At 59.3% G+C, this 15,182-nt stretch carries 13 protein-coding genes; 10 read left to right on the forward strand and 3 right to left on the reverse strand.

Translation table 11 applies throughout. The features are described from left to right. The first annotated feature begins 4 nt into the window (after nt 1–4). The 8 genes from hflC (at nt 5) to ACI0FG_RS17305 (ending at nt 7,740) form a co-directional block, all read left to right on the forward strand. Nucleotides 5–856 (forward strand): protease modulator HflC, encoded by an 852-nt coding sequence (gene hflC / locus ACI0FG_RS17270; RefSeq protein WP_419786253.1) that lies wholly within the window; start codon nt 5–7, stop codon nt 854–856. Between the two features lie 278 nt (nt 857–1,134). Then, nucleotides 1,135–1,857 carry a LexA family transcriptional regulator gene (locus ACI0FG_RS17275; protein WP_419786254.1) on the forward strand — a complete coding sequence of 241 codons (723 nt, stop codon included), beginning with the start codon at nt 1,135–1,137 and terminating at the stop codon, nt 1,855–1,857. A gap of 130 nt (nt 1,858–1,987) precedes the next feature. Then, nucleotides 1,988–2,869 carry a 3-methyl-2-oxobutanoate hydroxymethyltransferase gene (gene panB, locus ACI0FG_RS17280; protein WP_419786255.1) on the forward strand — a complete coding sequence of 294 codons (882 nt, stop codon included), beginning with the start codon at nt 1,988–1,990 and terminating at the stop codon, nt 2,867–2,869. Continuing rightward, complete coding sequence (locus ACI0FG_RS17285; protein ID WP_419786256.1) at nt 2,870–3,838, forward strand: hypothetical protein; 969 nt, start codon at nt 2,870–2,872, stop codon at nt 3,836–3,838. A gap of 361 nt (nt 3,839–4,199) precedes the next feature. Further along, complete coding sequence (locus ACI0FG_RS17290) at nt 4,200–4,703, forward strand: hypothetical protein (protein WP_419786257.1); 504 nt, start codon at nt 4,200–4,202, stop codon at nt 4,701–4,703. An 8-nt stretch (nt 4,704–4,711) separates the two neighbouring features. After that, nucleotides 4,712–5,551, forward strand: a complete 840-nt coding sequence (locus ACI0FG_RS17295; protein WP_419786258.1) for a hypothetical protein — start codon at nt 4,712–4,714, stop codon at nt 5,549–5,551. Beyond that, entirely contained in the window at nt 5,544–6,683 is a 1,140-nt protein-coding gene (locus tag ACI0FG_RS17300; RefSeq protein ID WP_419786259.1) for a hypothetical protein, read from the forward strand. The genes ACI0FG_RS17295 and ACI0FG_RS17300 overlap by 8 nt, the downstream gene beginning before the upstream one ends. Beyond that, nucleotides 6,676–7,740 carry a hypothetical protein gene (locus ACI0FG_RS17305; RefSeq protein WP_419786260.1) on the forward strand — a complete coding sequence of 355 codons (1,065 nt, stop codon included), beginning with the start codon at nt 6,676–6,678 and terminating at the stop codon, nt 7,738–7,740. The genes ACI0FG_RS17300 and ACI0FG_RS17305 overlap by 8 nt, the downstream gene beginning before the upstream one ends. 48 nt (nt 7,741–7,788) lie before the next feature. On the opposite strand, the gene ACI0FG_RS17310 is transcribed toward ACI0FG_RS17305, so the two are convergent. Together ACI0FG_RS17310 and ACI0FG_RS17315 are read right to left on the reverse strand one after the other, a co-directional pair. Continuing rightward, complete coding sequence (locus tag ACI0FG_RS17310) at nt 7,789–9,168, reverse strand: ABC transporter substrate-binding protein (RefSeq protein WP_419786261.1); 1,380 nt, start codon at nt 9,166–9,168, stop codon at nt 7,789–7,791. Nucleotides 9,169–9,177: 9 nt separating this feature from the next. Then, on the reverse strand, nt 9,178–11,301 hold the full coding sequence (locus tag ACI0FG_RS17315; protein WP_419786262.1) for an adenylate/guanylate cyclase domain-containing protein: 2,124 nt from the start codon (nt 11,299–11,301) through the stop codon (nt 9,178–9,180). A gap of 263 nt (nt 11,302–11,564) precedes the next feature. Between ACI0FG_RS17315 and ACI0FG_RS17320 the strand changes: the two genes are divergently transcribed. Then, on the forward strand, nt 11,565–13,157 hold the full coding sequence (locus tag ACI0FG_RS17320; protein ID WP_419786263.1) for an acetolactate synthase large subunit: 1,593 nt from the start codon (nt 11,565–11,567) through the stop codon (nt 13,155–13,157). 77 nt (nt 13,158–13,234) lie between these two features. Here the strand turns inward: ACI0FG_RS17320 and ACI0FG_RS17325 are convergent, their stop codons facing one another. Beyond that, nucleotides 13,235–13,999, reverse strand: coding sequence for a type III pantothenate kinase (locus ACI0FG_RS17325; RefSeq protein WP_419786264.1), 765 nt, complete (start codon nt 13,997–13,999; stop codon nt 13,235–13,237). A 136-nt stretch (nt 14,000–14,135) separates the two neighbouring features. Between ACI0FG_RS17325 and ACI0FG_RS17330 the strand changes: the two genes are divergently transcribed. Beyond that, nucleotides 14,136–15,179, forward strand: coding sequence for a hypothetical protein (locus ACI0FG_RS17330; protein ID WP_419786265.1), 1,044 nt, complete (start codon nt 14,136–14,138; stop codon nt 15,177–15,179). The last annotated feature ends 3 nt before the right edge of the window (nt 15,180–15,182 follow it).

Below are 15,182 nucleotides of genomic sequence, written 5' to 3' on the forward strand. Positions count from 1 at the left end.
CGTCATGAGTAAAAGAACCGTCTTGCTGATGCTGCTGGTTATCGTGGCCGCTGTCGTGGTCACCCAATCCGCCTTCACCGTGCACCAGACCGAGCGTGCCATCGTCATTCAGCTGGGTCGCCCGGTGGGTGAGAAGGCCCTCGAACCCGGACTGCATTTCAAGCTTCCCCTGATCCAGAACGTGGTCTACTTCGACTCGCGCATCCTGGATTTCGACGCCAAGCCCGAGGAGATCACCACCACGGACAAGAAGTATATGAACGTGGACTCCTATACCAAGTGGCGCATTGTGAACCCGCTCACCTTCTATACCAAGGTGCGGACTATCCAGGGCGCCCAGGCCCGGCTGGATGATATTGTCCGCTCCCAGCTGCGCGTGGCTCTCGGCCGCTACACCCTCATCGAGGTTGTCTCCCATAAGCGGCAGGAGATCATGGACGCCGTGACCAAACGCTCCCGTGAACTGCTCAAGCCCTACGGCGTGGACATCGTGGACGTGCGGATCAAGCGCACGGATCTGCCTGCGGAGAACGCCCGCGCCATCTTCGGCCGCATGAAGGCCGAGCGCGAACGCCAGGCCAAGCAGTACCGCTCCGAAGGCCGCGAAGCCTCGGCCCGGATCAAGGCGCAGGCGGACAAGGAGCGGACCATCATTCTGGCCGATGCCGACAAGCAGTCCGCCATCGTTCGGGGTGAGGGCGATGGACAGGCCACGCGGATCTACGCGGAAGCGCTTAGCCAGTCGCCGGATTTTTATGCGTTTATGCGTAGTCTGGATGCATACAAAAAGGGATTTGAAAATAAATCCCGCTTCATAATGACGCCTGAGAGCCCGTTCCTGAAATACCTGCAATAATTTGCAACGCCTTTATATGTAAGAGGTCCATCCCTGTGGGATGGACCTCTGTTTTTCATTGTACCTCCAACAAAAATAGTGACTTCCGTGAGTCGGGAAAAAATCCCGATCAAACAAATGTTTTTTGGAATAACTATACAAAAGCCTGATGAAGCCTATAAAAAAATAACGGGAAATCCGCCTGCCATGTGCAATGTTAAAGTACATCATTGACGAATGGATATAATTTCTGTCATTGACGATGCGGCACAAGGCCAAAACTTAGAGGAAGGGATTTTATGCCTAAGAAAAAAAGACAATGTGATGAAGCTCAGCTCAAATGGTTCGAGGACGCCATGGAACGGATCAAGAAAGCAACAGGCGCGCGCACCCAGGTGCAGCTGGCCGAGGTTCTGGACGTTCGTCAGTCCAGCATCTCCGACGCCAAGCGTCGTTGCTCGATCCCGGCGGACTGGTTCCTGAAGCTCTATCGCAGCCACGGGCTCGACCCGGACTGGCTGGCTGAGGGCGTCGAGCCGGTCTACATCAACGCCGAGAAGGCCAAGATTCCGGCCGATACTCTGCTGCGTGAAGCCCCGGCCCCCTATGGACGCCTGAACTCCCGCGGCCGCGTCGTCCCGGTTTCCACCATGGCCGGCGCCAATAAGGATGCCGAGTCCTGGGAGCCCAAGCCTGTGGAAGAGATCTCCATGCCGGAGTCCTTTTGCCGTCCCAAGCTCCAGGTGGTGAAGGTCGATTCGGCCAGCATGGAACCCGTCATCGGACGGGGCGCTTTCGTGGGCATTGACTGCGACCGCCGGGATCATCCCGACGGAGATTTGTGCGCAGTTCATTTCCCGCATCAGGGTTTGACTATCCGCCGCGTCTATCTGCAGGGAGACACCTTCCTGCTCAAGGCGGAAAACGAGAAGTACTCCGATCTGACCATCCCCGTTGCCGAAATGGACGAGCGGACCGTTGGCCGGGTCATCTGGGTGCTCCAGAACCTCGCGGCTCTGTAGCTCTCCGGCTTCAGACATCATCGGGACCGGGCGGAACCATTCCGTCCGGTCCCGTGTATTTCGGGCCATTGCGGCGCAATTGACGCCCTCGCCTCTTGACGGAAAATCTGTCGACTCCTACTCTCCATCCATGACTACAAAAAACGATACTCCCCCGGCCCAGGCCAAGCCCGTCACCGTTCCCGAAATTCATGACCGGAAGACAGGCGAGAAAATCTGCTGCATTACCGCATATGACTACTCGTCGGGCCTCATTGCCGACAGGGCGGGCGTGGATGTCGTCCTGGTGGGCGATTCGTTGGCCATGGTCGTGCTCGGCAGGGAGGACACCCTCTCGGTGACCGTGGACGAGATGGTCCACCACACCAAGGCGACCGCGCGGGGCGTAAGGCATGCCCTGCTGGTGGCGGACATGCCGTTTCTCTCTTACGCCACTGTGGAGCGCGCCCTGGAAACCGCGGCCCGGCTCATGGGCGAGGGCGGAGCCAAGGCGGTCAAGCTGGAGGGCGGCGTGGCCGTGGCCCGACAGATAGAGGCGTTGACGGCCGCGGGGGTGCCGGTCATGGGCCATATCGGCCTGACGCCGCAGCATGTGGCCAAGTTCGGCGGGTTCAAAACACAAGGCAAGTCCGTGGACGCGGCCAAGGCGCTCATCGAGGATGCCCAGGCCGTGGAGGCCGCCGGGGCGTTCAGCGTGGTCATAGAGGCTGTGCCGGTTGAAGTGGCCCAGCTCATCACCGAGGCGGTGAGCATCCCCACCATAGGCATCGGGGCGGGCAACGCCACCGACGGCCAGATTCTGGTCTACCACGACGTACTTGGCCTGTTCGACCGCTTCACTCCCAAGTTCGTGCGCCGCTATGCCGAGTTGGGCGAGGCCTCGGTCGATTCGCTGATCCGCTACCGGGACGACGTGCGCCGTTTGCTCTTCCCGGCGGATAAGAACACCTTTTTTATGCCGGAAGATCAGGTTGATCAGGTGCGCAAGATCAAGGTCAAAAAGAAGAAATAGATGATCGATCTTTCCTGGCACGCGCTCTGGACCGGCCTGTTCTGGCCGCTTTTGCGTCTGACTTTTTTCATCTCCGTCGGCCTGTTCGTGGGCAACCTCATCGAGTCGCTGCGCTGGACCCGGTACGCGGCCCGGCTGGCCGATCCGCTGGCCCGCCGCGCCCATTTGGGCGATGTCTCGGCCGCCAGCTTTTCCATGGCCTTTTTCTCCGGCGTGGCGGCCAATACCATGCTGGCCGAGGCGCATGACAGGGGCACCCTCAGTGATCGAGAGCTGCTCTTTTCCAACATGTTCAACTCGCTTCCGGCCTATTTTCTGCACCTGCCGACCATCTTCTTCATCGCCGCGCCGTTCATCGGCCATGCCGCGGGCATTTATGTGGCCCTTACCGCCATTGCGGCCCTGCTGCGCACGCTGACCATCACCGTGGCCGGGCGCTGGATGCTGCCGCCGCTGCCGGAGGGATGCCTGCCCTGTCGGCTGGAGGAGATGGAGGCGAAGCGGGACAAGAGCTCGGCGCTGATAAGGACTTGGAAACGGTTCTACAAGCGGCTGCCCAAGATCGTCTACATCACCGCTCCCATCTACACGCTCTTTTACGTGCTCAAACAGCTCGGCATGTTCCAGTGGCTGGAGGGGATGATGGCCGGGCACGTGGGGCTCTTCTCGTTTTTGCCGCCCGAGGCCCTGGGCGTGGTCGCCTTTCACATGGCTGCCGAGTTCACGGCCGGACTGGCCGCCGCCGGTGCGCTCATCGCCGGTTCCCAGCTCACGGACGTCCAGGTGGTCCTGGCCCTCATGCTGGGCAACGTCCTGTCCTCGCCCATGCGCGCCTTCCGCCATCAGTTTCCCTATTATGCCGGTATCTTCAAGCCGCGCATGGCCTTTCGCCTCATTCTCTGCAACCAGATTTTGCGCATCGTCACCGTCTCCCTGGTGGGCTTGGTCTACGCGGCTTTCGTCTATTAGCCGGGCACCCAAACACTTTTTTTTATCGTCGATAAGCCTCAAGGGCGAAGCGCAATACATTTACGTTTCTTTCTTGGGGCTTTTGTCTTGGCCGCGACCTTGTCCGGCAATCAGTACCTCGGGAATGGCGTTAGTAATACGGTCGCTCCAGGCTAGTTGTTAGTTGGCGTCCATTGGTGGAACAACCCGATACGAGCTACCTTCCTTGTAAACAGTGTTTTTTTCGGTCGGGAGCATTGCCGGTACCAAGGAAAGCGGTTTGTGCTATCAATAAATTGATAACAAATTTGTAAAAACGATTAACAATATAAGGTGGCAAATAAATACTTGCTATGGTATATTCAATATTATAGCATGTCCCATGTACAATATTTATTTACTCATCAAAAGTGTAGTCGCTGCCGTAGGAGAGATATTCACATTGATAGCTGTTGCTGAACTACTCTCCAATCCGGCTAGGAGCTTCAGCGCTTTATTTCCGGTAGTACAACATATCCCGCAGGAACCGTGGCTCTATCATTCGATAGTGCTGCTCATCACAATTGGGATGGCCACTGCGGCCAGATTCTCAAGATATCCTCTCAACGCGCTTTTTCTACAAAGGCGGATCGTCGTTTATTGGGTTGATACCCTGCGCATCGCCTTTTGGGCCTCGCTGGTCCTTTTGGTTACCCGGCAAATCTCGCTGGCCACCCCGATGAACATCCGATGGGTCATCCTCTATATGGGGATTTTCGCCATCCTTCTGAAAAATGAATGCAAAGACGGTTACCCGGAGCCGCTCAGCGAATATAGGCTGGAGAATCTGGGAAAGTTGTCCGGTTGCCTGCTCGTATCCATCCTGGAAGCCTTTTGTGATTGGTGAGGTGTCAAATGAATCACTGTCTGCTTGGCCCCGGTAATACGGGGAAAACCTGCTATTTGTATCTGATGCGGTGCAAACTTCTTTCCGATTTTCCCCAAACGTATAATGCCGGCGGAGGGCATTGGGCGGATGAAAAAAGCATCAACATGGGGCAATGGCCTTTGAGAGGCGAGCTTTATTCAGCCGGGAACAGATTTGAGCCGCCGTTTATTCGGATAACGGACAAGACACAGAGAAATGAGGACTCCCATTTTTTCCCTGATCTAGCCGGAGGGTGGTGCGAACTAGTCGCCAAAATCAAGCCGAATATGGAGGACGTGGTGAAGGAAGCCGCAAAGTCGGGAAGAAGGGTCTCTACCCGCAAGCTGCTTATTGGCAAGGAATTGCGCAGGCCCTTCCAGTTTCTCTCGACCTGCAGCGCGTACCACCTTTTTCTCGACTTGAGCCTTGAAGGTGAAGCCTGGGACAAGAACGTCAGTGACCTGCAGATGGTGGTGAGCACCTTGCGCGACAACATCTTTCCCTTTGCCTCGGCAGGTGAGCTGGACAAGCCTGTCGTCGTGGTGCTGAACAAATCGGACACCATTACCGACGAGGTCACGGAGATGTATCAGTCCGGGGAGGTGGCCAAGAAATATCTCGTGCAGCACCGCGGGAATCATCTGATTGCGGCTTTGCATGCCCTCTTCAAACACGAAAACATACATTACGTGTTCCATTCCAACGTCGGCAAGACCAAGTCGGACGGCAATGGGGGTCGTCTTCCGGATTATGACTTCTTCTACTCTATTCCGGGAGATGTCTATTGCGGCAACTTCAGAAACTTTATTGAGAAGGTTCATGCTTAAAACCTTCCGAATCGGCAGTGACACCTCTTTGGGATTGCGCCAGGAGATGCCGTTTACCGATGTGCCCGGAGAATACCATGCCATCGACTGGCGCGGAGACGATCCGATCTACATGTATCGCTCGCTGGCAATCCAGGGAATCCAAGGTCGTCCGGGAGAGATATGCGTCATGGCGACAATGGATCGCGATGTCTGCCAATCAGGCATGTCCGTCATGTTTTTTTCCCACTTCGTGATCGGGCTTGCCAGATCCAGGGAAAAACGGCTTACAGCGCAGTTCCTGGAAGGGTTCGACTCCTCCCCGGATCTTGGGATGCTGGTCGAGGCCTTCAACCAGGGCTCGTTTCCCTCCTGGGCCGATTGGGCTCTCTCCATGTCCGAGATAAATTTGTCGGACCTGCGCAGCCACTATGCGTACACGCTTCGCACATATTCACGCATAAGGCTCCTGGAAGTAAAGGGCGGCTGCGGCCATGCTGGGTTGATGGCGCTGTTGGCGTCTGCGGTGAAAAAAGGGGAGATAGCCATTGCGCCTTGCGGTATCCCCAACGCCGCGTTTGCCGTGGCTCTCGTCAGGAATGCTGACAGTCTGATCCTGAATGAAAAGGAAAAGGAAGAGATCGTCCCGATCTTTAATCAACGTATTTTCGGAATCCGTTTTTTTCGAGAAAAGTCGGTGGCGGATTCCATTTTGGACGTTGGCGGGGCGCTGACTCTTCCCTACGGCATCGCGGCACTTCCGTATCCTCTGGTCGAGCGGTTGCGGCGGCGGGAGCTGAGCCGGGCCGATTGGCTGAAGACGAGAGCCCTCTGCCAGATCGGGGAATTGGCGACCCCGGATCTCAAGACATACCATTACCACAGGACCATGGCGATATTGGTGGCTCTGTCGACCGTTCTCCGTTCTATGGTGGACCTGGGGGAGATGGGGTGGTCCCCGGAGGAGGGCCTTTCCATACATGATGTTAGCGGTGCCCAGCTCATACGTATCACTTCACAATACACGTCCGTAACATTGGAAAATTCTTTGGCTTTGGATGACGTTCAGGAGGTTATCGGGTCCTCGCTGGATACCTTTGCATGTCTGCATCAATTCGAGAATTCATCCGTGAGGTTAACTTTCCATGGATAGCAAGCTGTTATATCTGGACGTATCGGAATTCATAGAGAGGGCGAAACCCATCATGACCACCTTTGCCATGTTGGCCTGTGCCGGGGTCTCCGCCTACGCGACCTACGAGGGACTGGCGGTTCAGGTGACAAAGGGGTTCGCTTTGCTGCTGTCCTTCGCCAGCTGGATAGTCGTACTTTTTGCCGCCTATTATGCAGGCGCCAAGCTGCTCAAGCGCAGTTCCTTTTTCATGCGTTTTTTCATTGTCGTCCTGGCGTTCTGCGGCATCCTTTCCTTCTCCACGCTATGGTCCGTGGTGGGAATGGCCAAAGGGCAGGTCTTCATTCTGGGAGCGGCGGAGTCGATTAATAATTTTGTGGTCGAATATTCGACCTCTGGCTACCAGCAGCATTATGCTTCCGCCCTGAGCGCCGTGAAGCAGACGATGGAAAGCGTGGCGACCGTACGCAAGAACTCCGAGAGGGGACTGTATACCGGCGTGGCCAAGCCCGGCGTGATTACCAAAAGCATGACCCTTGTAGAGGAAAAGCTGCGGAAGGCGGAAGATTTTATGGGCCAGGCCACAGCGGACGCCCACAAGTTCGACGATGCGATCCGCACCAACCTGACGAACATTCAGGGCAGCATCGACTCCTTGGATAAAAAGGAGTTTTTCCGGCAGTCCAACGAGATCAACAGCGCGCTCGCCTCGCTGAACCATCTGAACGGGAGCCAGATGCTCAACGAGAGCATCGTCGCACTCAACTCCGTTATTGATATTCTTGACGACAAGACTGCCGAAGACAGCCAGAAGGGACGCAAGCGTGAGGTGTTGGCCGCTGAGGTGAAGTCGCTCATCTCATGCAAGGAACGGATGCAGGATGCATTGATGGGCATGCAGTTCAAGGTCACGCCGCTCAGTGTGGCGTCAGTGACGGACCCGCTTATTCTCCAGTGCCTCAAGCACTTTCCAAGCACGTTCCATTGGTGGGCGCTCAGTGTTGCGCTAGATGTCGTTCCTTTCTTACTCATGCTCAATCTTTTGTCGCGCAAGGAGGGTTCTGCCAGCTTTTATTAGACTGTGTCGGTAAAGCAGTGTCGGGGGAGTCGGACTGGCGGAGATTGACTACTGCGCATCGGAAGCCTTCTGCCCCGAGATGGAGGCCGCCACCCGGCGCATTTCCTGTTCGGCCCAGGCAACGGCATCGGCGGGGGAATATTCGTCCGACAGGGTTTTGGCGATCATCCGGGGGATGATCTTTTCGGCAAAGAAGACGGAGGCGAGGGGGAAGTGGTGCCCATCCACCAGCCCGAAGGTCCGGATCGACTCCAGACCGGCGAGGATGCGTTTGATATTGGCCCGGCCGAACCGGTGGAACACGCCTTCCGGGTCATCCATGAACCGCTGGTCGTTTTCAAAGTTGCGCAGGGCCGGAAGCATACCGCCGGGCGACATGTGCAGCCACTCCACATACGGTCCCGGCTCATAGAGAAACGCCAGCAGCCGCTGCGTCGCTTCCCGTTTGGCCGGGCAGCCGCTCCTGAACAGGGAGAAGCCGTTGATGGAGCCGTATCCCGCGACGGTCCTGCCTTGGATCAAGGCCGTCATTCGCGTGTGCCGGGCCAGCTCCGGGTCGAATATTGTTCCGCTCAGGTCCTTGAAATGGTCGGAGCCGAGTGACTCTGCGGCCACGCCGGGCAGTGCAAGGTCGTCCATGATGAAGGTCGAATAGAAGAGCATGGCCAGACGGCCTTGCAGATAGTAGTCCCTGCCGCGCCAGGTCTGGGGGCCGGGCGGCGTGTACCCGGCCAGTTGTTGGTAGTATTTCAGCGCTTCGACCATCCGGGGCGAGTTGAAGACGAGCTGGCCGTCGGGGGAGAACATGCGTGCGCCGCAGGCCAGGGCTATCTGGGTAAAGATCTGCTCCGCGTAGTTGTCGGCCTTGGTGCCGAGCAATATGCCGTACACGCCTTTTGCCGGATCGGTGAATCGTTTTGCCGCCTTGAGGATTTGGCGGAGAGTGCGGGGCGGGGTGAGTCCGGCTTCCTCGAACCAGTCGGCACGGTACCAGATCCCCTGCACCCAGCCGTGGTGCGGTATGCCATAAAAGCCGCGACCCGGTCGGGTGAAGGCCAGCAGCGGCCCCTTGGAGAACCGGTCCGTACCGATGCTGCGCACGGCTGCGGTGGCGGCTCCGGTATCCAGCAATCCCTTTTCGCCCATGGCCACGATGAGGGCCGAGCTGGTGTTGACCAGATCCGGCGTCTCCCCGCAGTCCTTTTTATCGGTCACGCAGCGGATGAATTCGTTTTCGTCAATGCCCACCACTGTTACCTTGATGTCCGGGTTGAGCGCCATGAACACGTCGGCAAGATATCGGATTACGGCCAGCCGTTCCTTCGGCGTTTCCGTGGTCCACAGGCTGATCCCGACGGGCGTCCCAGCCAGGGCGCGTCCCGGCAAGGCCAGCGAGAGCATGGTTATGATAAGGAAGAGTACCCGCACGATCCCGTCCTATTTCGCGGTGAATTTTTCTGTGCCGTCCCATGTCTCGGACGGCGGATCGTCCCGGAATCGGCTCGCCCGTTCCGCAAAGGAGCGGGCCGTAGGGTCATCGGGCCTGGATTCCAGCAAAAGGGCGAACCGCTGTGCGGCGTCCGCGAAATCCCTGGCCATGAAGCTGTCATAGGCCGTTTCCCACTGCGTATACCATTTCTCGTCCACATGGGCGGCAAAACCTGCAAGTTCGTAGATGTCGGTCGGGATATGTTTGCCTTTGGGGATGACCCGCCCCACTGCGCGGAAGACAAGTCCTTCACCGGCCTGTTCCCGCACCTCCCGGCTGACCAGAATCTGCGTGCCCAGATATTTGTTCAGCCCCTCCAGGCGGGAGGCCATGTTCACCGTGTCGCCCATGGCCGTATAGTCCATCCGGTCCGAAGACCCGACATTGCCCACGATGCATTCGCCGGTATGCAGGCCGAACCGGGTGAACAGCTCTGGTTTGCCTTCCGCGCGCCACGCCTTGTTTTGCGTATTGGAAGCCCGGGCGGCGTACAGGGCCGCGACACAGGCGTGGCGGACGTGCTCCCCGTCCCGGGACGGCGCGTTCCAGAAGGCCATGATGGCGTCGCCGATGAATTTGTCGATAGTTCCATTGTGCGACAGAATCACGGAACTCAGTTTCTTGAAATAGACCGAGACCCGGCCCATCAGCTCCTCCGGGTCAGCCGCCTCGGAGATGGAGGTGAAGTCGGCAATATCCGTAAAGAGGACGGTCAGCGGCCTGCGCGAGCCGCCCAGCCTGGGTTCGAGCTCGCCGCTCACGATTTTTGCCACCAGTGTGCTCGGCACGTACTGGCCAAAGGAACGGAGGGCGATCTTCATGCCTCCCACGGACCGGGCCAGCAAATCTATCTCCTTGATGTGGGAACGTATTTTGGGCGTCACTTCCAGGTCGAATTCGCGGATTCGATTGGCCTCGCGGCTCAGGTCCTGCAACCGGTTGGAAATCCGCCGGGACAAAATGACGATTATCGGCATGACGAGAGCCAGCACCAGCAGGGCGAACAGCAGGTTGTCCCGACGCGTTTTGACAATGGCCTCGGTGAAATCGGAGGCAGGGGCGACGACAGCCATGTACCCGTCCTTCAGACTGTCCGGCACCTTGGTTATGCATCCCAGGTACTCGTGGCCCCCGGCCATGAAGGAAAAGGTGCCGTCCCTGCCGTCCGTCTGCGTGAACCGCCTGGAGACCTGCGCGATGATCGGGTCGTCCAGGTCGTCCAGATAGGCGGGCACCAGGCTGCTTCCCTTGTTGAAGGCTGTCTCCCGCAGGGAAAGCGAGGCGTCCGGGTGGGCGAGGAGCATCCCGTCCTTGTTGAACAGAAAGGCGAAGCCGTGTTTGCTTATGTGCTGCCGGGCCAAAAAACGGGAAATGGCGGAAAGGGTGATGTCCACGCCGAAAACGCCGGAAACCTGCCCGTCGAACCGATGGGCCACGGTCAATCCGAGTGTCCGGCAGGAAAAAAAGGGATAGGGATCGGACTGGGCCAGTCCGAAGTGGCCGAAGGCCATGGCATACCAGGGGCGTACCGTGGGTCGGAATACCGTATCCGGTTCGTGGCGCGACCCGACGGTCTGTCGGGACTCGTTCAGAAAACGCCATATTTCGACCCTGGAACCATTGTCGCGGCGCATGATTCTCCGAAAGGCGAATCTTGCGTCGGGCGGAGCCTTGATGGTGTTTCGAACCGTGGTTTCTCCAGGTTGCAGGAGGATTATCTGGTAAAAGTCGTCATCGTCATATCCCATGAAAACCGAGTAGATATATGGATAGAAGGAGAGTGTTTCCATCAGGTACGCCGCGGCGGGATGGTCGAGGAGCAGGGGCTTGGATTCCAGCCCGGGGAGTTCCTGAATCCGTTTGCCCAGGGCCAGGATGGGGCTGATCATGGCGTCTATCTGAATGATCGCCTTTTCGTTGGCCTCCTGGAGCAGGTTCCCGGCAATGTCCTTGGCCGCACGCGTATTGCGGATGTAGTTGTAGCTTGAGAGCGCAAGTACGGTCCCGGCCAGCAGGACGGTTATCAGCGTGAGCAGCGTGACGCGAAGAGTGAAGCGCTTCAGGGTACGCATTTTCCCCGGCTACGACAGTCGTATAAATATTTCAATGAGAAATATGTTTTTGGCGTGGCCCGGGGATTTCGGTCAGACGACGCAACCCTCCGTCTTGACCCCTGTTGGCTGCTTGGCTACGCTTCGCGGACACTGGGAATCGCTCTTTCGGGACCGATCGGGTTTCGACTTTTCCCCGACGCGCCCGTCCGCATCCTCCCCGCGCCCGGCCCCGCCGGAGCCGCGCGATATTCCCGCATCGCATACACAACCAGGAGGCAGCAATGTCCAACGATAGTTCCGTCAACTCGAAATCCGGCCGTCCCGAAACCTACAACGGCGCGGAAACGCTGGTCGCCACGCTGGTGGACAGCGGTGTGGAAGTCTGTTTCGCCAACCCCGGCACCTCGGAGATGCATTTCGTCAGCGCCCTGGACCGCATCCCCGGCATGAGGCCCGTCCTCTGCCTGTTTGAGGGTGTCTGCTCCGGCGCGGCGGACGGCTACGCCCGCATGACCGGCAAGCCCGCCTGCACCCTGCTGCACCTCGGACCCGGCTTTGCCAACAGCATGGCCAACCTGCACAACGCCCGCAAATCCCAGTCCCCGGTGGTCAATATCGTGGGCGACCATGCCACCTACCACGAGCGGTACGACGCCCCCCTGACCTCGAACATCATGGGCATCACCGAATCCATTTCCCACTGGACCCGCCGTCCGCGCAGCCCGCGCTCCGTGGCTACGGACACGGCCCTTGCCGTGCAGGCCGCGCGCATGGCTCCCGGCCAGGTGGCCACGCTGGTTCTGCCTGCGGATACCGCTTGGCTCCCGGCCGAACGTCCCGCCCCGGCCCTGCCCGTGTTCGGGCCGTCCCCGGTCTCCCCGGACGCCGTGGAGGCTGCGGCCAGGGCGCTTTCCGGCGGCAAGAAGACCGCCATCCTGCTGCGCGGGGGTGCGTTGTACGGCCCAGGCCTCGCCGCCGCCGGGCGTGTTGCCGCCGCCACGGGCGCGGTGCTCTTTTGCGATACCTTTACCCAGCGGCTGCGCGCCGGGGCCGGTGCTCCGGTGGTGGAGCGGCTGCCCTATCGCGGCAAGGCCGTCCTGGAGCGGTTGGGCGAGTTCGAGCAGCTCCTGCTGGTGGGTGCGGAGCCGCCTGTTTCCTTCTTTGCCTATCCCGATCAGGCGAGCTGGCTCACGCCGGAGCACTGCGATATTATCACCCTGGCCCACGCCAGCGAGGACGGCAACGCCGCCATGGTTGCCCTGGCCGATGCCCTGGACGCTCCCGCCAAGGGAGCCGTGGCCCTGCTGGCGCCGCCCGAGCTGCCTGCCGACGGGCCGCTGACCGCCAAGGACGTCATGCGCATTGTCGCGGCCCTGTTGCTGGAGGAGGCGATCCTCACCGACGAGGGCATCACCTCCACCCTGCCGTACTCCGGCCTGCTGGCCACCGCCGCCCCGCACGACTACCTGCCGCTCACCGGCGGTTCCATCGGCGACATCCTGCCGCTGAGCACCGGCGTGGCCGTGGCCGCGCCCGACCGCAAGGTGGTCTGCCTGGAAGGGGACGGCAGCGCCATGTACACGCTTCAGGCCCTGTGGACCCAGGCGCGCGAGAATCTCGACGTGGTCACCATCATCTATGCCAACCGTTCCTACGCCGTGCTCAACCAGGAGCTGAAACTGGTTCAGGCCGAAGCGGGCGGCCAGAACGCCCTGTCCATCCTCGACCTGCACAATCCGTCCCTGGACTGGGTCCAGCTGGCGGGCGGCATGGGCGTGGAGGCCGTGCGCACGGAAACGACCAAGGGGTTTGCCGACGCCCTGGCCTCGGCCCTGCGCCAGAAGGGGCCGCGCCTTATCGAAGCGGTCATTTAGCCGAAAAGCAAAACGCCTCCGGCAGTCCTAGCCGGAGGCGTTTTTTCACGAAATAGAGTGGCTGTCCGCCGGGTGTATCAGTCGTTGTAGTAAGCCATCCACAGCCCTTCCATTACAAGGTCGGGACGGATTTCTTCGATGGTTTCCGAGACCTGAGCGATGCTTTTGGCCAGCCCGCCGGTGGCGACAACAAAGGGGTCTTCCAGGTGGTTCGACAGCCGGTCGACCAGGCCGTCCACCATGGAGGCAAAGCCGAAGACCAGTCCCTGGTTGAGGCATTCCTCGGTGGTCCGTCCCCAGGTCAGGTCCGGAGAATCGATGGTCAGGTCCACTTGGGGCAGCTTGGCCGTGCCTCCGGCCAGGACGGTAGAGGAGGAGAGCACGCCTGGGCAGATAAGACCGCCTAGGAAGTTCGAGCCCTGGATGCAGGCCAGGGTCGTGGCCGTGCCGAAATCCACCACGATGATATTCTCATTGTCGTAAGTCAGGCGCGCGGAGAGGCAGCCGACCAGGATGTCCATGCCTGTCTGCTCCGGCCGGGCGTAGTGGTTCTCTATGTCGATGGCGATGTCCCGCCCGGCGAACAGGGCGTCGCAATCCAGGAACCGGTTTGCCATACGCGAAATGATCGGGTCCAGCGATGGCACTACGGAAGAAATGAAACAGGCCTCGACATCGTGGGGGTTGACTCCCTCGCGGGTGAGAATGGCCCCTATTTTGAGACCCCAGTCATCGGCCGTATTGGCCGGACGGGTGGGCAGGGTGTAGCTTTCGCCCAGCCCCTCTTCGGTAGCCAGACAAATCTTGGTATTGGTATTTCCCGCGTCGAAAAGCAGAATCATGGCGTGCCTCCTCCGGCGCTCTTTACGCGTTTCCCGGCAAATGGCAAGGCGCTTCCCTGCCTCGAATATGCCACAGGCCGGTTGAGAAGGTTTCCTGAATGGTCTATATGATTGAATCAAGACCTAGGAGCCTGCAATGAACCCCGCTTCTCTCATTCCCGTGGCAGAGCCGTTGCCCATCCCTTGGGGGTGGTTCGACATCCTGCTCGTACTGACTTTCGCCATCCATATCCTGTTCATGAACGCGCTGGTCGGTTCGGTGGCCATCGGCCTGTTCCGTTCCCTGCGCGGCAACCCCGGTCTGGCGAAGGACGTGGGGGACAAAGCCCCGCCCCTGCTGGCGCTGACCATCAACTTCGGCGTGGCCCCGTTGCTTTTTTTGCAGGTGCTCTACGGCCACTTCGACTATGTCAGCTCCGTGCTCATGGGCGGCTGGTGGCTGGCGGTCATCCCGGTGCTGATGGTGGCCTACTACGGTTACTATGGCGTTAAATTCGGATGGGAATCCATGAGTTCCGGCAGGCGGCATCTGATCCTGACCGTTTCCCTGGGCTGTCTGGTCTACACCGGGTTCATGCTGACCAACAACATGACCCTGATGCTGCTGCCCGAGGCCTGGACCAAATATTTCTCCGCAGGCGGCGGATTTCTGAACCTGGCCGATCCCACCCTCGCCCCGAGGTTCCTGCACTTCATGGTCGGAGCCCTGGCCGTGGGTGGCCTGTTCATCGCCCTGCTGGGTTCGTTCCGGGAGCATGAGGAGTACATCGGGATAGGTCTGCTCTGGTTCACCCGCGCCACCATGGTCAACCTGCTGGTCGGGGCGTGGTTCCTCATCTCCCTGCCCAGGTCCCTCCTGCTTATGTTCATGGGCAATTCCCTGCCCGCCACCTATACGCTGCTCGCCTCGCTCATTGGCGCGGGCATGGCCCTGCGGGCCGGGTTGGCCAGGAACGTGAAGCAGACCACTGTCTGGGCGGTGCTCACCGTCCTCTTCATGAGCCTGACGCGCAACTGGGTGCGTACCCTGTACCTCGCGCCCTGGTTCAAGGCGGACTCCACGCCGGTGACGTATCAGTATTCGTCCTTTTACCTCTTCCTCGGTTTCCTGGTCGTGGGAATGGCGCTCATCGCCTACATGATCAAGCTCTATATGCGTGCTCGCGAGGGGAGGGCCTAACCC

The sequence above is a fragment of the Pseudodesulfovibrio sp. 7M6 genome (assembly GCF_050058625.1).
In the GTDB taxonomy this organism is placed as follows: Bacteria; Desulfobacterota; Desulfovibrionia; order Desulfovibrionales; family Desulfovibrionaceae; genus Pseudodesulfovibrio; species Pseudodesulfovibrio salinus.

Bases quoted from the DNA above. Each gene is read 5' to 3' on its own strand.
- hflC (WP_419786253.1), top strand. From the start codon at position 5: ATGAGTAAAAGAACCGTCTTGCTGATGCTGCTGGTTATCGTGGCCGCT.
- ACI0FG_RS17275 (WP_419786254.1), top strand. From the start codon at position 1,135: ATGCCTAAGAAAAAAAGACAATGTGATGAAGCTCAGCTCAAATGGTTC.
- panB (WP_419786255.1), top strand. From the start codon at position 1,988: ATGACTACAAAAAACGATACTCCCCCGGCCCAGGCCAAGCCCGTCACC.
- ACI0FG_RS17285 (WP_419786256.1), top strand. From the start codon at position 2,870: ATGATCGATCTTTCCTGGCACGCGCTCTGGACCGGCCTGTTCTGGCCG.
- ACI0FG_RS17290 (WP_419786257.1), top strand. From the start codon at position 4,200: ATGTACAATATTTATTTACTCATCAAAAGTGTAGTCGCTGCCGTAGGA.
- ACI0FG_RS17295 (WP_419786258.1), top strand. From the start codon at position 4,712: ATGAATCACTGTCTGCTTGGCCCCGGTAATACGGGGAAAACCTGCTAT.
- ACI0FG_RS17300 (WP_419786259.1), top strand. From the start codon at position 5,544: ATGCTTAAAACCTTCCGAATCGGCAGTGACACCTCTTTGGGATTGCGC.
- ACI0FG_RS17305 (WP_419786260.1), top strand. From the start codon at position 6,676: ATGGATAGCAAGCTGTTATATCTGGACGTATCGGAATTCATAGAGAGG.
- ACI0FG_RS17315 (WP_419786262.1), bottom strand. From the start codon at position 11,301: ATGCGTACCCTGAAGCGCTTCACTCTTCGCGTCACGCTGCTCACGCTG.
- ACI0FG_RS17320 (WP_419786263.1), top strand. From the start codon at position 11,565: ATGTCCAACGATAGTTCCGTCAACTCGAAATCCGGCCGTCCCGAAACC.
- ACI0FG_RS17325 (WP_419786264.1), bottom strand. From the start codon at position 13,999: ATGATTCTGCTTTTCGACGCGGGAAATACCAATACCAAGATTTGTCTG.
- ACI0FG_RS17330 (WP_419786265.1), top strand. From the start codon at position 14,136: ATGAACCCCGCTTCTCTCATTCCCGTGGCAGAGCCGTTGCCCATCCCT.